Annotated in this window: 17 protein-coding genes and 1 CRISPR repeat array; all 17 genes read right to left on the bottom strand. The window is 35.3% G+C overall.

Annotation, left to right across the window (positions count from 1 at the left end):
* Positions 1–512 precede the first annotated feature (512 nt).
* Positions 513–1,154: direct repeats of the CRISPR family, unit length 33 nt; unit sequence ATTTCAATCCACTCACTCTAAACAGAGTGAGAC.
* A gap of 179 nt (positions 1,155–1,333) precedes the next feature.
* The 17 genes from I583_RS03210 to I583_RS03130 all read right to left on the bottom strand — a co-directional run bounded on the left by I583_RS03210 (position 1,334) and on the right by I583_RS03130 (position 17,066).
* Entirely contained in the window at positions 1,334–1,660 is a 327-nt protein-coding gene (locus I583_RS03210; RefSeq protein ID WP_010763121.1) for a hypothetical protein, read from the bottom strand.
* Entirely contained in the window at positions 1,657–2,199 is a 543-nt protein-coding gene (locus tag I583_RS03205) for a hypothetical protein (RefSeq protein WP_010763120.1), read from the bottom strand. The genes I583_RS03210 and I583_RS03205 overlap by 4 nt, the downstream gene beginning before the upstream one ends.
* Before the next feature lie 182 nt (positions 2,200–2,381).
* On the bottom strand, positions 2,382–2,786 hold the full coding sequence (locus tag I583_RS03200; RefSeq protein ID WP_010763118.1) for a hypothetical protein: 405 nt from the start codon (positions 2,784–2,786) through the stop codon (positions 2,382–2,384).
* Positions 2,787–2,843: 57 nt separating this feature from the next.
* Complete coding sequence (locus I583_RS03195) at positions 2,844–3,029, bottom strand: hypothetical protein (protein WP_010763117.1); 186 nt, start codon at positions 3,027–3,029, stop codon at positions 2,844–2,846.
* 324 nt (positions 3,030–3,353) lie between these two features.
* The gene (locus I583_RS03190) at positions 3,354–4,790 is read right to left on the bottom strand and encodes a PTS transporter subunit EIIC (protein WP_010763116.1); all 1,437 of its coding nucleotides are present in this window, start codon (positions 4,788–4,790) and stop codon (positions 3,354–3,356) included.
* Entirely contained in the window at positions 4,780–6,459 is a 1,680-nt protein-coding gene (locus I583_RS03185) for an alpha-glucosidase (RefSeq protein WP_034683078.1), read from the bottom strand. The genes I583_RS03190 and I583_RS03185 overlap by 11 nt, the downstream gene beginning before the upstream one ends.
* A 74-nt stretch (positions 6,460–6,533) precedes the next feature.
* The gene (locus I583_RS03180) at positions 6,534–7,532 is read right to left on the bottom strand and encodes a LacI family DNA-binding transcriptional regulator (RefSeq protein ID WP_010763114.1); all 999 of its coding nucleotides are present in this window, start codon (positions 7,530–7,532) and stop codon (positions 6,534–6,536) included.
* Positions 7,533–7,633: 101 nt separating this feature from the next.
* Positions 7,634–8,056 (bottom strand): helix-turn-helix domain-containing protein, encoded by a 423-nt coding sequence (locus I583_RS03175; RefSeq protein WP_010763113.1) that lies wholly within the window; start codon positions 8,054–8,056, stop codon positions 7,634–7,636.
* Positions 8,057–8,167: 111 nt separating this feature from the next.
* Entirely contained in the window at positions 8,168–8,551 is a 384-nt protein-coding gene (locus I583_RS03170) for a PTS sugar transporter subunit IIB (RefSeq protein ID WP_010763112.1), read from the bottom strand.
* 30 nt (positions 8,552–8,581) lie between these two features.
* Complete coding sequence (locus I583_RS03165; RefSeq protein WP_010763111.1) at positions 8,582–8,770, bottom strand: hypothetical protein; 189 nt, start codon at positions 8,768–8,770, stop codon at positions 8,582–8,584.
* A 138-nt stretch (positions 8,771–8,908) separates the two neighbouring features.
* A complete protein-coding gene (locus I583_RS03160; RefSeq protein WP_010763110.1) occupies positions 8,909–9,589 on the bottom strand; it encodes an amino acid ABC transporter permease in 681 nt (226 codons plus the stop codon).
* Positions 9,590–10,435, bottom strand: coding sequence for a transporter substrate-binding domain-containing protein (locus I583_RS03155; RefSeq protein WP_010763109.1), 846 nt, complete (start codon positions 10,433–10,435; stop codon positions 9,590–9,592).
* Positions 10,436–10,444: 9 nt separating this feature from the next.
* Positions 10,445–11,905: an amidase gene (locus I583_RS03150; protein WP_010763108.1), complete on the bottom strand. Its 1,461-nt coding sequence runs from the start codon at positions 11,903–11,905 to the stop codon at positions 10,445–10,447.
* A gap of 159 nt (positions 11,906–12,064) precedes the next feature.
* Positions 12,065–13,120 (bottom strand): WxLIP family cell surface protein, encoded by a 1,056-nt coding sequence (locus I583_RS03145; RefSeq protein ID WP_010763107.1) that lies wholly within the window; start codon positions 13,118–13,120, stop codon positions 12,065–12,067.
* Positions 13,121–13,246: 126 nt separating this feature from the next.
* On the bottom strand, positions 13,247–15,523 hold the full coding sequence (locus I583_RS03140; RefSeq protein ID WP_010763106.1) for an RICIN domain-containing protein: 2,277 nt from the start codon (positions 15,521–15,523) through the stop codon (positions 13,247–13,249).
* Between the two features lie 236 nt (positions 15,524–15,759).
* The gene (locus I583_RS03135; RefSeq protein ID WP_081631825.1) at positions 15,760–16,017 is read right to left on the bottom strand and encodes a WxL protein peptidoglycan domain-containing protein; all 258 of its coding nucleotides are present in this window, start codon (positions 16,015–16,017) and stop codon (positions 15,760–15,762) included.
* Between the two features lie 320 nt (positions 16,018–16,337).
* Complete coding sequence (locus tag I583_RS03130; protein WP_010763104.1) at positions 16,338–17,066, bottom strand: WxL domain-containing protein; 729 nt, start codon at positions 17,064–17,066, stop codon at positions 16,338–16,340.
* Positions 17,067–17,190 lie beyond the last annotated feature (124 nt).

Raw genomic sequence — 17,190 nt, 5'->3', positions numbered from 1 at the left:
TATCTTTTATATCTTCTTTTTTAAATAATTGATAATCATTAAACAACGATTGTTTTTCTAATAAATTGGCTTCAAATTTCTCTGTCAACTTGTCAAAAAGTTTCTCATACTCCTCATTGCTGATCAAACTATTTTCAAAGTCATTATTTAATTTATCTGTTTTTTTTCTTATGTTTATTTTTGTAAACCTGATTTAACTCTGTTCCAACTGTTTCTCTTATGCTCAACTCATTGAAAAAAGCGTACGGCGATTCTGATATCGCCTCAACTTCATCAGTTGTTCCAATCGACAAACCTAACCCTAAGGCCAACAAAACCATAGATGTTTTTACTGTTTTTTTTATTATTCCCTCTCCATTGATAAAAAACTATCCATACAAATGATAGATATATTTATATTATCGTAAATACAAAATCTCGTCTATACTTTTTACAAATTGTTTATTTCATGTTTGTCTCACTCTGTTTAGAGTGAGACACTGTTTGCTGCTGATTTTCGTTGCAGCGTTCCTATTTCAATCCACTCACTCTAAACAGAGTGAGACAATTGATAATGTTAGCAGTCGTTTATCACTTGATATTTCAATCCACTCACTCTAAACAGAGTGAGACTATAATTATTTATATATAGGCAAGCTTTTAAAAATTTCAATCCACTCACTCTAAACAGAGTGAGACATTGATAATAGCAATTTGGTATCAGCATTAACAATTTCAATCCACTCACTCTAAACAGAGTGAGACAAATCAAAGAAATGATTTACTTCATAAGATAAAAATTTCAATCCACTCACTCTAAACAGAGTGAGACTCAATACATGGTTCACGGAGATGAAACGGACAACGTATTTCAATCCACTCACTCTAAACAGAGTGAGACGATTAACCCTCGAAGTGTAATTAATTTTTAGATTAATTTCAATCCACTCACTCTAAACAGAGTGAGACAACGTAAACTCTGGAGCATTATCTAAAAAAGCAGTATTTCAATCCACTCACTCTAAACAGAGTGAGACCCATCTCCGCTGCACCATCAGGCGTCCCGATAGCGATTTCAATCCACTCACTCTAAACAGAGTGAGACGAAATATGGGTCTTACCTTAGTCCTTAGATATAAAAAATTTCAATCCACTCACTCTAAACAGAGTGAGACCGTGAAAATGCAGTATTTCTCTTTAAAAATACAATAATTTCACCTAAAAAAAAATATAAAATGTGAAAAAGATGAGAAAAATCATTAAAAATGGTTCTTTTCCCGTCAAAAACTGGTGCGGATCTCCCAGTAATTTTATGTGCACTTGGGGTTCGCACTCACGTTATTTATCTCTACTACTACATAACAACCATCAGTTTCTTGATTGTATCAGCAAGCAGCGTACTAGCTAAGTTACTAAATACATCTGACGTAAACTGCGGTGCATGCTTTTTTAAAAATGCCGAAACTTTGCCTTCATCTTTTGACGTCGACTCTACCAACAATTGCGTACATGCGCGAAATTCTTCGCTGTTTTGTGGAAGTTTCGTCAATGTTGTCATGAGTTCTGCTGAGAATTTCTCCCAATCGATTTCTTCATTTTTTCCATTTGAAACACGATTATTATTTCCTATTACAACCGTTGAATTATTGATACCACCAAAATTATTTCTGCTTATTTTCATTTTTCCACCTCATTATTATCACCAGATACAACTGTACTATCATTGATACTTTGATCTACATTCACGACTCGATTGTCGATCTGGATATTTTCTTGTTTCATATTGATCACTACTTTTTCTTTGCGATGAACGTTATTGATGCAACTTTCAATCACTTCACGTGCCTTTTCAGCAAACTCTTTGTTTTCACAATGAATCAAATAGGTAAATCCAGAGTTCAGATTAACATACATATAATATCCTTTATTTAGATTACTCATGATGACTAAAAAGATATAAAAACCAGTAACAATCATTCCCAATATGCCACTAAAATGATGATTTGAAAACCAAACTACAGAAACGATAAATAAAAGTGCTGCCAACCACGGTATTTTAGAATCTGGTTCTGCTACAAATATTTGAGAGACATTGCTGATTTGAAGCGTTCGATCATCAAGAGCAATAACATTTTTTTCTACCGAGATCTTAGTCGGATCTATTTTATTATTCCCGCTAGAATTTGCACTTAATTTCCCTATTATGTCTGCTATTTTCATTTTTTACACTCCTTTCAATATTTTTTTACCAAACCTATGTAATAATAGCATAATCCTACCTCTTTTAGAATAAAATTATTTACTTTTCGTTCACTTTTATTGATCGTACAAAAAAATAGGAGACAACTCATTGAGCAATCTCCCATTTATATTTTGTCGATGTTCATAATACTCATTAAAACTTATTCTGGGTACTGTTTTAATAAACTCATGTATTCTGGATAGTCATGTAAATTAGTTTGAAGATGTTTTTTGTTTGAACTCAGGAAACTATGCCGCTTGATTGCAAAATAAATCCAAACACCAATTCCGGCTAAAACGAAGGTCGCAAGAAAAGGACCAGTGCTATCAGGAAGAATATCAAAAACGTTGATCAAGAAAAATAGTAAACTAGCAAGAAGACCATATCGACCGTTTTTCTTCATTTTATTCTCAACCGTTGCATCTTCTTGACTTAATGGACGGCTACCATCCATCTCGATTTTATCCTTTTTTGCTGCTGTAACAATTACAACATAATCTATTCCTTCGTACTTATATGTAATTTTCCAAAAAGGAGCATATGTGTTCAGTATATAATCTATCATAGTGTTTCCAATTCGTTTGTGTCTATACGCTTTTTTAGTTGCTTTATGTTTGATTTCTCACCTGTTATTTTCCAGTAGCTGAATACCGATGCATCCTACTAAAATAGTCTTGTCACACTGTAGATATAAAATCCGATCGTTATAGTCTAAATACTTTTTCAATTCATCGTCCACTTTGTTTTTTGCTGTAGCTTGGCTGAGTAATTCTTTGATCTCTTTAGCGATAACCGTCATTTTTTGCATTCTATCCCCTCCGTTCCCTTTCTTGTTTAATCAAAATTAACTGATTTCCCTAGAAAAGGCTAGTCTTGTTTCGTTTTCTCAATGGATAAATTTGACAAAAATAAAAAAAGACATTTACAATTTCTATAAATGTCTTTAAATACTTAAAAATTCTTATTTCTTTTTTTCCCATAACTTCATTGTGCTATCTCGATATAGACCGTTCCGTTTTATGCAAACATTTCAATATAAGGACTGTCTTTTTTTGGAAAGATTCGACTAGAAAAAAAACTTCTAGATCCTTAGCATCCGTTATCGCGTGATAACGTTGTTCATTGGTCCAGCTTATTGTTCTTCTCCTAAATACTCATCATCTGACATCATCACTTCTTTTGGCACACCAAATAGATACGTCAACACAAACGACAAGATAAAGATACAAATTCCAACCACAATATAGGTCACTAATTGATAAGAGCTATAAATATACATCAATGGTGATAAAATAACCGCTAATCCGTATGAATTCGCTTGCACATTTAACAATGATAAAACAGCGCCACCTAATGCAGAACAACCTAACATGATCCCCAGTGGTTTCATCCCATAGCGAATCGTGATCCCGAATAGCGCTGGCTCACTTACGCCTAAAAGTTGTGTCACACCTGCACTCGTTCCAATCACTTTTACATTCTTATCTTTGGCCTTCACACTCACAGCAAAACTCACGGCTGCATTGGCAAAGCCATACATCGCACAAAGTGTAATCAGTGGATTAAAGCCAGTTGTTGCTAATAAACTTGTTTCGATCATAATAAACAGATGATGCATCCCTGTCATGACTGCTAGAGGATATAAGAAACCAATCAGTAAGCCACCAATCCCAAATGGTAATTTGATCAAGCCAGTAATCAGGTAAACCAAACCATTTTCAACAAAGTGTAAAATTGGCCCTAAAACCAATAATCCCGTCAGCAACATTACCAAAATAACTACAAAAGGAGTAAACATCAAATCTAAAGAATTCGGCATTTTTCGACGTAACACTTTTTCCAATTTCGCCCCTAGTAACCCAATGACTAAAGCGGTTAAGACACTTCCTTGATAACCCACAATCGGAATAAATCCAAAAGCCATCAACGGTTCAACACCACTATTGATGTCTGCCACAGAATAAGCATTCGGCAACATTGGCGATACCAACATCAGCCCAATCACAAACCCAATGATCGGTGTACCACCAAACTTCTTAAACGCGGACCAACAGATCAACGCAGGTAAAAAAGCAAAAACAGTATCTGTTAACACACTTAACAAAACTAAAGCAAATTCAGGAATTTTATCGGTAGATGTTCCAAAAAAAGCTAAAACACTTTCGTTTAAAAAGACGCCTTTCAACCCTAAAAATAACCCCGTTGCCACGATTCCTGGAATAATTGGTACAAAAATATCTGAAAGCGTACGAATCGCGTGTTTGATTGGATTACTTGGCTTTTTCATTTCTTCTAAAGAGGTTTCTTTTTCTAATAAATCATGATTGTTTTGAACCAGCGAATCATAAACTTTATTCACGATGCCAGTACCTAAAATAATTTGATATTGTCCAGCATTAAAGAACACCCCTTTTACTTGATCGATTTTTTCGATTTTTTTATCATCAATCAATTCTCGGTCTTTTACTTCTAAACGCAACCTTGTCGCACAATGGGTGATCCCTGTAATATTTTCTTCCCCGACAACATCGATGATCTCTTCTCCAATTTGTTTGTAGTTAATTGCCATTGTCACACACCTCATTTATTTTTTTAAACAAAACACTTTGATAAGGATGGAGCTTTAATTTGTTTACCTCAACTGCTACATCATCATGAGAATTTAAAAGTAAATCAAACATTCTTTTTTCGAAGGGAATCAGTTCCTCTGTATCACTTAAATTAGTATAAGAATAGACCTCAATTCCATTACATTCACGTTTATATGCAACCACATTATCTGGCACATTCTCTAAGAAAACAATTCTCCCTTTTATTAAAACATCACTTACTGCACCTTGTTGTCTAAGTTCAATCATCTTTTGATAATGTGTGAATACCTGATTCTTTTGTGCATTTCGACTTGGATATTCTTCTGTCATAGCAAGCCATGGTATGGTCGTTGAAAATCCCCCATATTGGCTATCATCCCAAGGAAATGGCGTACGTGTATTGTCTCGACTTCGATGATTAACAAAGCTCATCGCTTCTTCCGGTGTAAACCCTTCTTGAATCGAACGATAGTAGTTATCGATACTTGAAATATCATTAAATTGATCAATCGTTTTACGTTTTGCATTTTGCATTCCAAGCTCTTGGGCTTGATAAATAAATGGCGTTCCTCGTAAGAAGAAATAGAGCATGCCTAACGCTTTGGCAGCTTCATCGGTTTGGTACTCAGGTTTGATAAATTTAGAAACAGCACGTGGCTGATCATGGTTTTCAATAAAATTAGCGCCCCAACCATTGGCTTGTAATACTTCTTGGGATTGCTTCAATTTCTCTTTGAATTCTTTTGTTGTCCAATTCGTCCGTTTAAACCAATCAGAACCAGACTCAACATCGATATCGGAATAATTAAAATCAAAGATCATCGAAAAATAGCCATCATCCCCAATAAAATCCCCATATTCCTCATAAGGAACGCCTGGCGCTTCCCCTACGGTAACACAGTTGTATTTTTCAAATGTTTCTTTTTTCAATTCATTTAAAAACACTTCAATTCCTGGACGATTTCGTGTTTTACTTTTACAAGACGCTAAACCATCTACGCCATCCGCAGGTAAACTAGCAAAATCTTGATCCTTCTTGATAAATGTGATCGAATCGATCCGAAAACCCGCAATTCCTTTTTCTAACCATCTGTTGATCATTCCATATAATTCTTGGCGTAAGACTGGATTTTCCCAATTTAAATCGGGCTGTTTTTTATCAAAGGCATGGAAATAATAAAGCTCTTCATCTGGTAACTTTTCCCAAACTGAACCGCCAAAAATCGAGCGCCAGTTATTTGGTTCAGTTTTCCCCTTTTTAAAAATGTAATAGTCACGATACGGACTTTCTTGGTCTTTTAAAGCCGCTTGAAACCACGGATGTTCATCTGATGTATGATTGATAACTAAATCTAAAATCACTTTGATTCCCAGTTCATTCGCTTCTTCTAACAATTGATCAAAGTCAGCCATAGTGCCAAATTCAGGATTGATTCCTTCAAAATCAGAGATATCATAGCCGTTATCCACCATTGGTGACGTAAATATCGGGCAAATCCAAATCATGGTAATCCCCAGTTCTTTCAAGTAAGGTAACTTTTCTCGAATCCCCTGAATATCCCCTATTCCATCATTATTTGAATCCTTAAAGCTTTTTGGGTAAATCTGATAAATCACTTCTTTTTCCCACCATTTATTGTCTTTCATGTCTATATTCACTCGTTATTCATCCTTTCACCACGTGTGGTATCGATATCATATTTTCGTAAGAATAAATCCACCTAGGTGGATTTACGCTCGATTAGCGATAAAATAAGCTCTTGTTTATTTACTTTGTAGGTTGTTCCTTCAATCAACGCAACCATCAATCTCGTAGCTTCCATTCCTAAAGCTGTTGTTGGCTGATTGATGGTGGTTAGTGGGACGGCAATAATACTTGTGCTTGGCTGATTATCAAACCCTAATACTGCCAAATCTTCTGGTACACGTAATCCTTGTTGAAGCACTTCTTGGATAATTCCAATCCCAACCTCGTCACTTCCACTAAATACAGCATCTGGCCGCTCCTTTTTAGGTAGAGCCAATAGCTCTTTTGCTACTTTTTGACCATCTTTCATGTTATGGACTTGTTTAAAAATCCATTTGTTTTTGATGGGTAAATTATGTTCAGCAAGTGCTCGTTCAAACCCTTTCGTTCGACGCTGACCATGTCCACCAATGGTTAGATTTCCACCGGTACAATAGGCGATTTTACGATACCCTTTTTGAATAAGATAATTGGTTGCTTCATAACTAATTTCTTCTTGATTAGTGGAAATGTTTGGAATACCTGTTCCTTCTAATTGTTCATTACACAAGACAATTGGACCATATGTTGAATACCTTTCAATCACTTGTGAATCGCTTTCAATAGAAGTCATGATAACACCAGCAACCACTTGTTGTTTTAAATACTCCAGCATTTTCAACTCTGCTTTTGGATCATCATATGTTTGCATGATCAACAGCTGGTAGCCATGTTCTTTTGCTTGTTTTTCGATTGCATCCACTAAATAAGAAAAAAAAGGATTAGTGATTCTTGAAATCAACACACCAATTGTGGTACATTTTTTTGAACGAAGTTGTGTTGCAATCGCACTCGGCGCATAGTTTAGTTCATCCATTGCTTGTTGTATTCGTTCTTTTTTATCATCTGAAATATACGGATGATCATTCAAAAAACGTGAAACTGTCGAAACCGATAAACCAGCTTTTTTTGCGACATCTTTGATCGTAGCCATGGTATTCTCCTTTTGTGATATCGATACCATAAATATAGAGTATCTTTTTATTTTTGTCAATGCTAAAAATGAAAACTTACTATTTTAGCAAGTCTAACTTCTTACCTTAGTAACTTTTCAACTAAACCATTACGCCACAAAAGAAAAATAAAACAACTCAGCGTCAATACAATAAGTATTATTTGAACCAGCATTGAAAAATGAACGCCAAAAAAGAGACAAGTCAGGATAGATCCTAAAATCATAGCCGATAATTGTTCTGATAAAAAACCATATACTCGAATTTTTTGCTCATAGGTGTCTCTTTTTAGCTTATCGACCATTCTGTAGTCCTCTTTAATTAGTTCATCCAAAGAGAGTCCGTAAAAATCACTTAGATTTAATAATTTCTCTATATCAGGATATGTTTTTCCAATTTCCCAATTAGAGACTGTTTGTCTAGATACATACAACTTTTGAGCAACCTCTTTTTGAGTATAGCCAAGTTGTTCTCTTTTTTCTTTTAAGATTTCACCAATTGTCATCTTGCTCACCTCTCGTTTATTATCGCTTAAATCAGGGTCAAAATCACGCAAAAAAAGCTTGCATTGTGGCAAGCTAAATAAATTTGCACCTTCGATTCGACCATTAACAGACTAAGTTTCTGTCTGAAATTCTAAAATCTCTCTTAACGCCTTTTCTCCATTCATATTCCCAAAGGTTTTCATATCAATATCTGTACAAGGAGTGTCTAAAGGTGATAGAAGTCTTTGTAAACTTATCGTTTTATACCGAACTTGCGGACAAACTATAACACGATCAACATACGGTTTAAAGATTGGTTCTAGACTCAATTTATTAATTTCGCCTTCCCCACCATATGCAATCAGCGTAGAATACGTAGCTGATAAATTCTGAACATCAGCAATTACATCATGAAGTTGTCCAAAATAAACCTCGTTAGGATCTGCCGCTTTTGCGATTTTTTGGCAAAACATACTAGATGTCATACCACCAGCACAACAAATGTAAACGAGCATCTTCTTCCTCCCTAAAATAATATTGATCGATTATTTCGTACGCTCTTTAAATTCTTGTTCTGCTTGATTTAACAAAGGACGGACATATTCTTCAACTTTTGACTTTACATTCATACGCATCATAAACTGACTAGGTGTTTCGATAAATCCATTTTTAAGACTGTCTTTGTATTCCGTAACTAAAAATTGACTTGTCTCTTTTATTTCTTTCTTATCCATTGTTATTCCTACTTTCTATTCATCATTATCGTCTAAATTAATTATACTCGTTTTTTGAGAAGAAAAGAATAATAAATCCTAACAACAAAAAAACTGTATAAGCAGCCTTCTATTTCTCAGCCACTTACACAGTTTATTTTACGTTCTCACTTCTGATTTTCCTTTATAACGATTGATATAATGTCTTTCCAACCAACTTTGTCCCCAGCCAATCGCAACGCATAGAAGCCAATACATCACCGCTACTAAAATATACATCGTCATATAATCAAAGGTTCTTCCACCCACGATTTTGGCTTTTTGAAAAATATCTGGAATCGTGATCATTGCAGCTAAAGACGTGCCTTTTAACAAGTCCATCGCTACATTTCCTAAAGCTGGAATCGAAATCCGAAAAGCTTGCGGTAAGATGATTTTGCGCATCACTTTACCAAACGGCAACCCTAACGCATACGCCGCATCCCACTGTCCTGCATCCACTCCAGCAATCGATCCTCGATAAATTTCAGCAATAAACGCACTGCTCGTCAAACTAAAACAAATACACGCCGCAGTTAAGGCACTTAATTGATAGGGCAGACCAAAATACAGCAGAAATAATAAAACCAAACCTGGAACTCCCCGTAAAAAAGAGATATAAAATCGGACAAAACCTTTAATCACTTTTGAAGGCAACATTCCTAAAACCGTCAACAGAATACCAAGAACATTCCCCATCAAAAACGTCACGACACTGATGCCAATTGTATAAGGTAAACCAGTCAGCAGAAAGGGAATCGAGTCGATCATTAACTGAAAATCGATTTTTGGTATATACATCTATTCAGCTGAAACACTTTCTGTCACTTTTTCTTTCGGCTCCACTGAAACATCTGTTTGGAAATACGTCTCAGAGATTTTTTTCATAGTTCCATCCTCTTGCATCTCTTTTAATGCGCCATCAATTTTTTTACTTAATGCAACACTGTCTTTTTTCATTAAAAAGCCTGTAGAATTTGCATTAAAATAAACATTCTCTAAAATCTTTACCGGAATATCTGGCAAAGCTCCCACAGACATTTTTTGTAAGTAATAGTCATTTAAAATAACATCTGTGCGACCATTCGCTACATCTGTCAGGTATTGATCATTTGTCGCATTATCGTAGGTGACTAATTTTGCTCCGTATTTTTCCGCGATTTTCATATAGTTTGTATTTGGCTCTCCAGCCGCTTTTTTGTCTTTTAAATCTTCAAGAGAAGCAATCCCAGAATCATCACTTTTTCGAACGATCATACTGTCAAACGAATATTTGATTGGGGAAGATAAAATGAATTTTTTCCCTCTATCCCCTGATAAACCGAAATCATTGGCAGCTAAATCAGATTCACCTTTATCCACTGACGTGATTTGGCCATCTACATTGTATTCTTTAAATTCAACATCAACATCTAAACGCTTAGCAACTTCTGTAATGACATCTACATCATAACCTGTCAATTTGTTTTCATCATTATAATAAGAAGATGGGAATAAGGTTCCTGAGGTTGCAACTGTTAACTTCTTCGCATCCTCGACTTTTTGCCAGCTGTTATCTTTTCCAGCAGTCTGCTCTTTTGTGCCACCACAAGCAACTAATACTAAACCTAATGCAACAATACTAAAACTAGCGAATACTTTCTTCATTTGAACCTCCTATGATTCACGATAATATTTTGGTAATAAGAATTTTTTCTCCTGTTCAAATAACTTTCCAACTTGAAATAATACATCTTCTCGACCTTTTGATGCCATAAATTGAATGCCTAGCGGTAAACCTGATGCTGTTACATGAGTAGGTAAACTGATTGCTGGTTGTCCCGTTAAATTAGCAAGCTGAGTAAAAGGCGTGATCGTCAGACTTTTTTCAAACATATCATAGATTAAGTGTTGCAACTGTAAAACGGAAAGTGACTCCGCTTGTGATAAGTCTTTACGAATCTGATCACTCTGCAGTTCTGCATCGATTTTAGGCGCGACATCAGCGGCGGTCGGCGTTAATAATAAATCATATTCCTCGAATAATTGCTCCATTTTATATGCCGCTTGATCCCACAGTTGAAGCGATCTTGTATACTGACTTGCAGGTATCTGTAAACCATATTGGTAGATTCCCCAAGTCATCAACTCCATATCGTTTTTTGTAACCGGCCGCTTGATTGCCGCTTGAATTCCTTCAAACATTGCAGCTGTTTCTGCGCCATTCATTAAATAATAACTGTCGATTAATTGACGTCCATTGACTGGATACGGGATTTCGGTAACTTCGTGCCCTTGTTGCTCTAAAAATGTTGCTGCATTTTGCACCGCTTTTATTGCTTCCGCTGAAACGGGTGTTCCGACAGGTGATTCCGTTAAAAAGGCGATTTTCAAGACTTGTTTCTTTGCCGCTGATTGATGTTTCCATTCCGCTTTTGGCGCTTGATAGGGCGCAGCTTTTTCGGTTCCGCGTAAATGATAAAATAGAGTTTCTGTGTCTCTCATCGAAACGGTTAACGCAAAATCAATCGAGGCACCTTGCCAACCACGCCAGCCATCAGGTCCCACTGGCATACTGCCACGAGTTGGTTTTAATCCAACCAGTCCACTAAAAGAAGCAGGAATTCGAATCGAACCGCCACCATCACTTGCACCAGCAATTGGAAATAAGCCACTAGCAACAGCTGTCGCAGCGCCTCCACTGGAACCACCTGGTGAATAATCAAGATTCCACGGATTTCTCGCTGGTCCGTAAATCGTCGGATCAGAGATATTTTTAAAACCGAACTCTGGAGCATTGGTTTTTCCTAAGGGGATGAAGCCTAAATGTTCTAACCCTTTTACAAAATTATCCGTAGAAGTGGCACGGTTTCCTTGAAATAAACGAGAACCAGATGTTGATTTCATTCCTGCTTTATCTTGGCCTAGCATTTTTAACGGAATTGGCAAGCCAAAAAAAGGACCAGTTTCTGCTCCTCTAGCTTCGTATTGTTCTTTTGCTGATTCTGCATCCCAATCAACAAATGCATTGAGTTCAGGATTTAGCTTCTTTACTTGTTGCGTTCGCTCATCGATCCATTCTGTCACGCTTCGTTTTTTGTCTCTAAATTGTGTTGCGTAGTACAAGCCGTCTTTCATGATCATCCCCCTTATGTCTCGATGGTTTTATTATACAGGTTGTTGGGGATTTTTTAGGAGGATTTTGCTTGAAGAGAGTTTCTACATACTTAAAGAAGAACTATTATAGAGTACGCTTAGCTAACTTAATCCTTTGAAAACAACAAATAAGCTATTGATCTATTTTTTCCTTCTATTGATTCTATAAAGAATCAAACCAGTTACAATAACCCCAACAACTAACAGTATACTCACGATATAAACAGTCGCATGCTTATCATTTGAATCCTTCATATGTAGCTGATTGTCCTCTTTCTTAGAACTTTCCCCCTCTACCTTAAAAGGAATTGTCCACGTCCATTTCTTTTTTACATCTGCGGAATTTATTTTTATATCCACTTGATAGTCCCCAGGATTCAAAGGAGTCCCTTCATCGTCTGTCCAAGTAAAAGGTAAGTAAAAGTTTGAATTAGGAGCTATTTTTAGCTTAGTTTGTTTTAGTTCATGTGACACTTCACCATTAGAAGGATCAACAAGTCTCGCTTCAACTTCCACTTCTTTAATGAATAAAGCAGAAGTATTTTGAATAGGTATGTTGATTCCGTTTAAATAATCAGAGTGAACTAGTGTTATTTTTTGGGGATCTACTACTAATTTTGGCTCAATTTTTGTTAAATCAACGTTATTTCTTAATTGAACCCCTAAGGAATAAACAAATTTATTGCTGATTGCTCCACCATCATGTTTGGTGTTACTGTCCTCTTTATCATATATGTAGATTCCACCTGCAATGATTCCTTCATAAGACTTGCTTGGCATTTGAATCGTTACTTTAGTTATCACACTTGATTGCTTTGGTATTCTCACTTCATTTGTCGTTTTACTTATATCAGAAAAAGCATTGATCAGTGAAGGGTCCTTTTTCTTATCATGTTGACTATAATCTACAATGCCATTATCATTTGTCGTTGCAGTATTAGCTTCTACTTTAACTATTCGATCTTCTTCGGTAAAATTAGATAATTGAACCTCTAAGTCTTGCGTTTGTCCAGGATTTAAAAGCAGATCAAAATAGGTTTTTGATTTGTCGATTTGGTTTTCTGGTATGATTGCTTTTACTTCTATAGGCGTTACAATTCCAGGATCTACACCTTCTGAAAAAGTAGTTATTCCCTCACTGAAAAAGATAACTACTATCAATAATAGTCCTCCAAAAATAGCATGCATTTTTTTCATGTCCGTTTCTCCGTTTCTATGTAACTTTGCAGTTATGTATCTTGATAGTCAAAACTACTTTAAAAATGATGATGCTCCTTATGATTGAATAGGCAGCAGCATCATTTTTAAAAGGTCTACATCTTTTTAGGGTCCATTTTCAATTTCCCAAAGGATCGTTCCGGTGTAGTTTCCGACTTTATCCATTGAGTCTTTTGGAATGACAAGTTTGATGTTATTATCAGGATTTGTTATTTCGCCTAATGTAAAATTATATAGATATTGCTTAGGATCTTTTGTTCCATTTGATTCTGCTAACGACGAAAAATCCTTCGAGTTGATTTTCAAATGATTGGCAAATTTAATGTAGCCATCTTTTATTGTGTAATTGGGATCTAATACGTTGAAAATATCTTTTTCTAGTTTCGCTTTTACTGAAAAATTGCCTTGCCCCTCTGCTCTGCTGTCGTGAACCGCTAAAATAGTATCGGCTGTAGTAACTAATGGTATGATTTGCAATCGTTCTTTTCCAAGATACCTCCCTTTAAATCGAAAGGTGTTAGGGATAGAGTCAATGGTTAGATTTCCAGCAAACTTGACAATAATTTCTTGAGAAACTTGATCTTTCACCACATAATTTTCTATTTCCGTTCGGTTACTCAAAGAATAGTCTCTTTTTTCTCCATCAACATGTTCAATTTGATTTACAATTGAAGCAATTTCGGGATCGTCTAATAAATTGATTTTTTCACCGATTTTTCTTTTAAAACTTGTATCAGCATGCAGTTGAACGGGTGAATTTTCTCCTTTTTGAAATTTAACCGTAACCGTTCGATCTACTCCTACAACTGAAACAGGTACTGTAATTATTTCGGTTTTATATTGGTTCTCAATAGTTACTTTAGCCTCTTGCGGTCCAAACACATTGGTATTGATTCCTTCAATTTTTGTTGCCGTAATTGGATTTCCCATTTCGTCATGTAGATTTTTGACAAAATCTGAAGGTTTTAATGTACTGATAGGTGTTCCTTTTTTGATTGTTTGCGGAACTGCCTCACCACTTGGTGTCGGATAGACTAATTTGTACTTATCATTCACCCTATTTGATTGGAACATTGAATCTGCTCTTGCATAGACTTCAATATAAAATGTTCCCTCTTTATACTGACTCGTATCTATTTTACTTGAAAAAGTAGAAGCGCCTGATGTATCTACTTTTATTCCTTCTTGGTTTAATACAGGTTCATCCGTGTTAAATACTGAGTATAGATTGTACGTACTATAACCAGATCCTTGAAAATCTCCTGTTACCGTTAGTTCTTCTCCAACGTAAAAAAATGAGTCTGAATGCGGATTAGCACTTGTTATCTTTAAATTTTTAATTTCTGGTTTTGGTATGTCTTTGACTTTATCTAGAATCCATTGTTGATTGCCATCATTTGGCATTAAAGAATATAATGAAAGTTTACTTATCCCTCCAGTCACAGTATAGTCTTTTATATAGTAGCCACTGAAATTACTATTTTTGATTCGAACTTTACTTTGACCCTCTGGCGTGCTTCCTATTAGTTGAAAATCAAATACGCTTTTCAATCCTAAAGGTGTTTCAAAAGAAGCTTCATTTTTTTTTAGCTTTGGAGAACTACTTGCTGTCTCTTGTGTCATTATTAAATCCTTTTGGTCGTAGCTTGAAATAACATAGGCATTATCACTAGGCTTAAATAAAATCATCCACACTTGACCAGACTTAGTACCTTTTTCAGGATAACTCGCCACTTCTTTGCCTACTCCAGGCTCACCTGACACATCCCATAAATATTTATAGCTATAAGAAGCTACTGAACGAATTTTATATACACCATTCATCGTTTTCAAATTGAATTTTTGACTGTCCTCTCCATTATCTGATGTCAGTGTCATCAACGCATTATTGCTTGGTTTACTCGCAGTAAGGTACGTACCTGTTTTTCTATTTTTGATCTTATAATATGTTCCTTCAGCCTGAATAATATCCCAAATATAGTCATCACTAAATTCAGTATAACTATTAATAGGCACGGTAAATGTCGTTATTTTTGCAGTATTGTCCTTTGTGCTTCCTATAATTTTCTGAACATTATTTCCTTCATAGATGACATATCCATCTTTTTCTGGTCTATATTCGTAGCCTAACAGTTGATTTCCTTTACCGTGAGCTGCGTAAGTAATGAGTGATTCGTAGTTTGGAGACTTTTCATCTTGACTGATATCAATAGCAAAAGTTTCATTTACTTTCGGATAGGCTACATATAAATCATCAGAAATTACTTTCGCAGCTGATGCTGGCACAGCTTGTAGTAAAATGAATAGAGTTAACATGAGAACTGGCAAAATAACATTCCAATAACAATTTACATTTTTTTCTTGGATAAGTCTCTTTTTCATTTTTTAACGCTCCTTTAACAATTAATCCTGATTTGCTTTTATCATTATTTAAACATTTATTTTGAATCATTTTTTCTACGATTTCCGACTCTTTTTTGAGGTTTTTACATCTTTTGTACCAAAGAAATAATAAAACAGCGATACTAACAACGATGACTGGTACTACTATTAGCAAAAAGAGGAGAAAAGAATTTGATATACCACGCATTTCTAGGTTTTATTTGAATTTCACCTACTTATACTTCAATTGGAGGACGAATGGTTAACGTCACTACCTTATTATTCTTGGATTCAAGTTCTACCTTATCTGTACCAGTCACATTACTAGATAAATCATACGCTAAAGAAGGATCTTTGATAAAAATATTCAGACTATGTTCAATCACACTACTCTCATTAGTTTTAGCACTATTAAATTTTAAGAATAATGTCATTTTATAAGTAGATAAATTATTTAATTTCAATTGAATTATTTTGTTTTTCCTAGGTTGTATAAGTAGATCCTAATACCCTAGCTTTTTCTCCGATGATTTTTTGGAAAATTGACTTTATAAGAGAAATCTCTTAAGGTAGCGACATTTCCTTCTTCACCGTAACTTATGATCGAATAAACCAGTAGAACTAGATAAACGAACCCATGTTTCATGTACTACTTCCTTTATATGAGCTAAAACGAAAAGATAAAGTCTCTATAATCCCAAATTAACAGTCATAGAAACTCTATCTTTGAATATGAACGATTTACAACAATAACTGTTAACTAATCCATCTATAATCTCTTCACATTATTTTATTGTTTTTTTATTTAAATTGACTAAAATGTATCTTCTAAACTCCATGTAAGTTGTGCAGTGAATGTTTTACCAGCTTGGCTTTGAGGTAAAGCTACACGTAATTGTCTGTCTGTAATTTCAGTCGCATAAGCACCTTTAGTATCATTTTCTTGCGCTTTTATTAGAACAGGAACTGCAGAACCACCAGCAGTAGCTTTTACAGGTACAGCTGTAATATCAGTACCAGTGTGAGCTGTCAATACACCATCTGTAGATGGATCTGGTGCTTTAGTAATATTCCCCTCTTCATCTTTTGTAAGAGTATAATCTTGTACGGCACCAGTATTAAATTCTAGTTGTGCATTTGCTAATTTGTCTGCTTCTTCTGTGCTACCATCAACAGCAAAATCGCTAAGTTTTGCAACTGCTCTCCATTTTGCTAATTTAGTTCCTTCAGCAGCAGCTCTATCATCACTTACTACCAAATATGATTTTTTAGTTCCTTTATCTTTAAATACTTGAACCGCACCTGCACCCTTACCAGTATTCGCATTAGTACCAAAATCCATATTACTTGGAATAAATGCTACAGCTAAGCTATCTTGTAAAGGATTTTCCCCAGGCTTGCTTCCGCCATCTGGATCGATGGTAATTTGTAAATCCGTTTCATCTGCTTTAACAATATCAGCCGCATGTGCATTTGTTGGAACTGTTGCTAAAGATAAAACCCCCGCTGATACTAGTAATGTTGCTAATAACCCTTTTTTCATTTGTTTATCACCTTTCTTTGATTATAGACAGGTTAGCAACAGTTATTGTTGTAAATCGTTCATCGTTTTTGTTAACCTAGTAATTTAATTTGTTCTTTTAATAAGACGAATAAATAAATAATCA

This window comes from Enterococcus haemoperoxidus ATCC BAA-382, assembly GCF_000407165.1.
In the GTDB taxonomy this organism is placed as follows: domain Bacteria; phylum Bacillota; class Bacilli; order Lactobacillales; family Enterococcaceae; genus Enterococcus_L; species Enterococcus_L haemoperoxidus.
The sequence above is the reverse complement of the archived record's forward strand: the minus strand, read 5'-3'. Positions and strand labels throughout refer to the sequence as shown.

Coding starts and splice junctions, on each gene's coding strand:
- I583_RS03210 (WP_010763121.1), bottom strand. CDS start 1,660: ATGAAAATAAGCAGAAATAATTTTGGTGGTATCAATAATTCAACGGTT.
- I583_RS03205 (WP_010763120.1), bottom strand. CDS start 2,199: ATGAAAATAGCAGACATAATAGGGAAATTAAGTGCAAATTCTAGCGGG.
- I583_RS03200 (WP_010763118.1), bottom strand. CDS start 2,786: ATGATAGATTATATACTGAACACATATGCTCCTTTTTGGAAAATTACA.
- I583_RS03195 (WP_010763117.1), bottom strand. CDS start 3,029: ATGCAAAAAATGACGGTTATCGCTAAAGAGATCAAAGAATTACTCAGC.
- I583_RS03190 (WP_010763116.1), bottom strand. CDS start 4,790: ATGGCAATTAACTACAAACAAATTGGAGAAGAGATCATCGATGTTGTC.
- I583_RS03185 (WP_034683078.1), bottom strand. CDS start 6,459: ATGAAAGACAATAAATGGTGGGAAAAAGAAGTGATTTATCAGATTTAC.
- I583_RS03180 (WP_010763114.1), bottom strand. CDS start 7,532: ATGGCTACGATCAAAGATGTCGCAAAAAAAGCTGGTTTATCGGTTTCG.
- I583_RS03175 (WP_010763113.1), bottom strand. CDS start 8,056: ATGACAATTGGTGAAATCTTAAAAGAAAAAAGAGAACAACTTGGCTAT.
- I583_RS03170 (WP_010763112.1), bottom strand. CDS start 8,551: ATGCTCGTTTACATTTGTTGTGCTGGTGGTATGACATCTAGTATGTTT.
- I583_RS03165 (WP_010763111.1), bottom strand. CDS start 8,770: ATGGATAAGAAAGAAATAAAAGAGACAAGTCAATTTTTAGTTACGGAA.
- I583_RS03160 (WP_010763110.1), bottom strand. CDS start 9,589: ATGTATATACCAAAAATCGATTTTCAGTTAATGATCGACTCGATTCCC.
- I583_RS03155 (WP_010763109.1), bottom strand. CDS start 10,435: ATGAAGAAAGTATTCGCTAGTTTTAGTATTGTTGCATTAGGTTTAGTA.
- I583_RS03150 (WP_010763108.1), bottom strand. CDS start 11,905: ATGAAAGACGGCTTGTACTACGCAACACAATTTAGAGACAAAAAACGA.
- I583_RS03145 (WP_010763107.1), bottom strand. CDS start 13,120: ATGAAAAAAATGCATGCTATTTTTGGAGGACTATTATTGATAGTAGTT.
- I583_RS03140 (WP_010763106.1), bottom strand. CDS start 15,523: ATGAAAAAGAGACTTATCCAAGAAAAAAATGTAAATTGTTATTGGAAT.
- I583_RS03130 (WP_010763104.1), bottom strand. CDS start 17,066: ATGAAAAAAGGGTTATTAGCAACATTACTAGTATCAGCGGGGGTTTTA.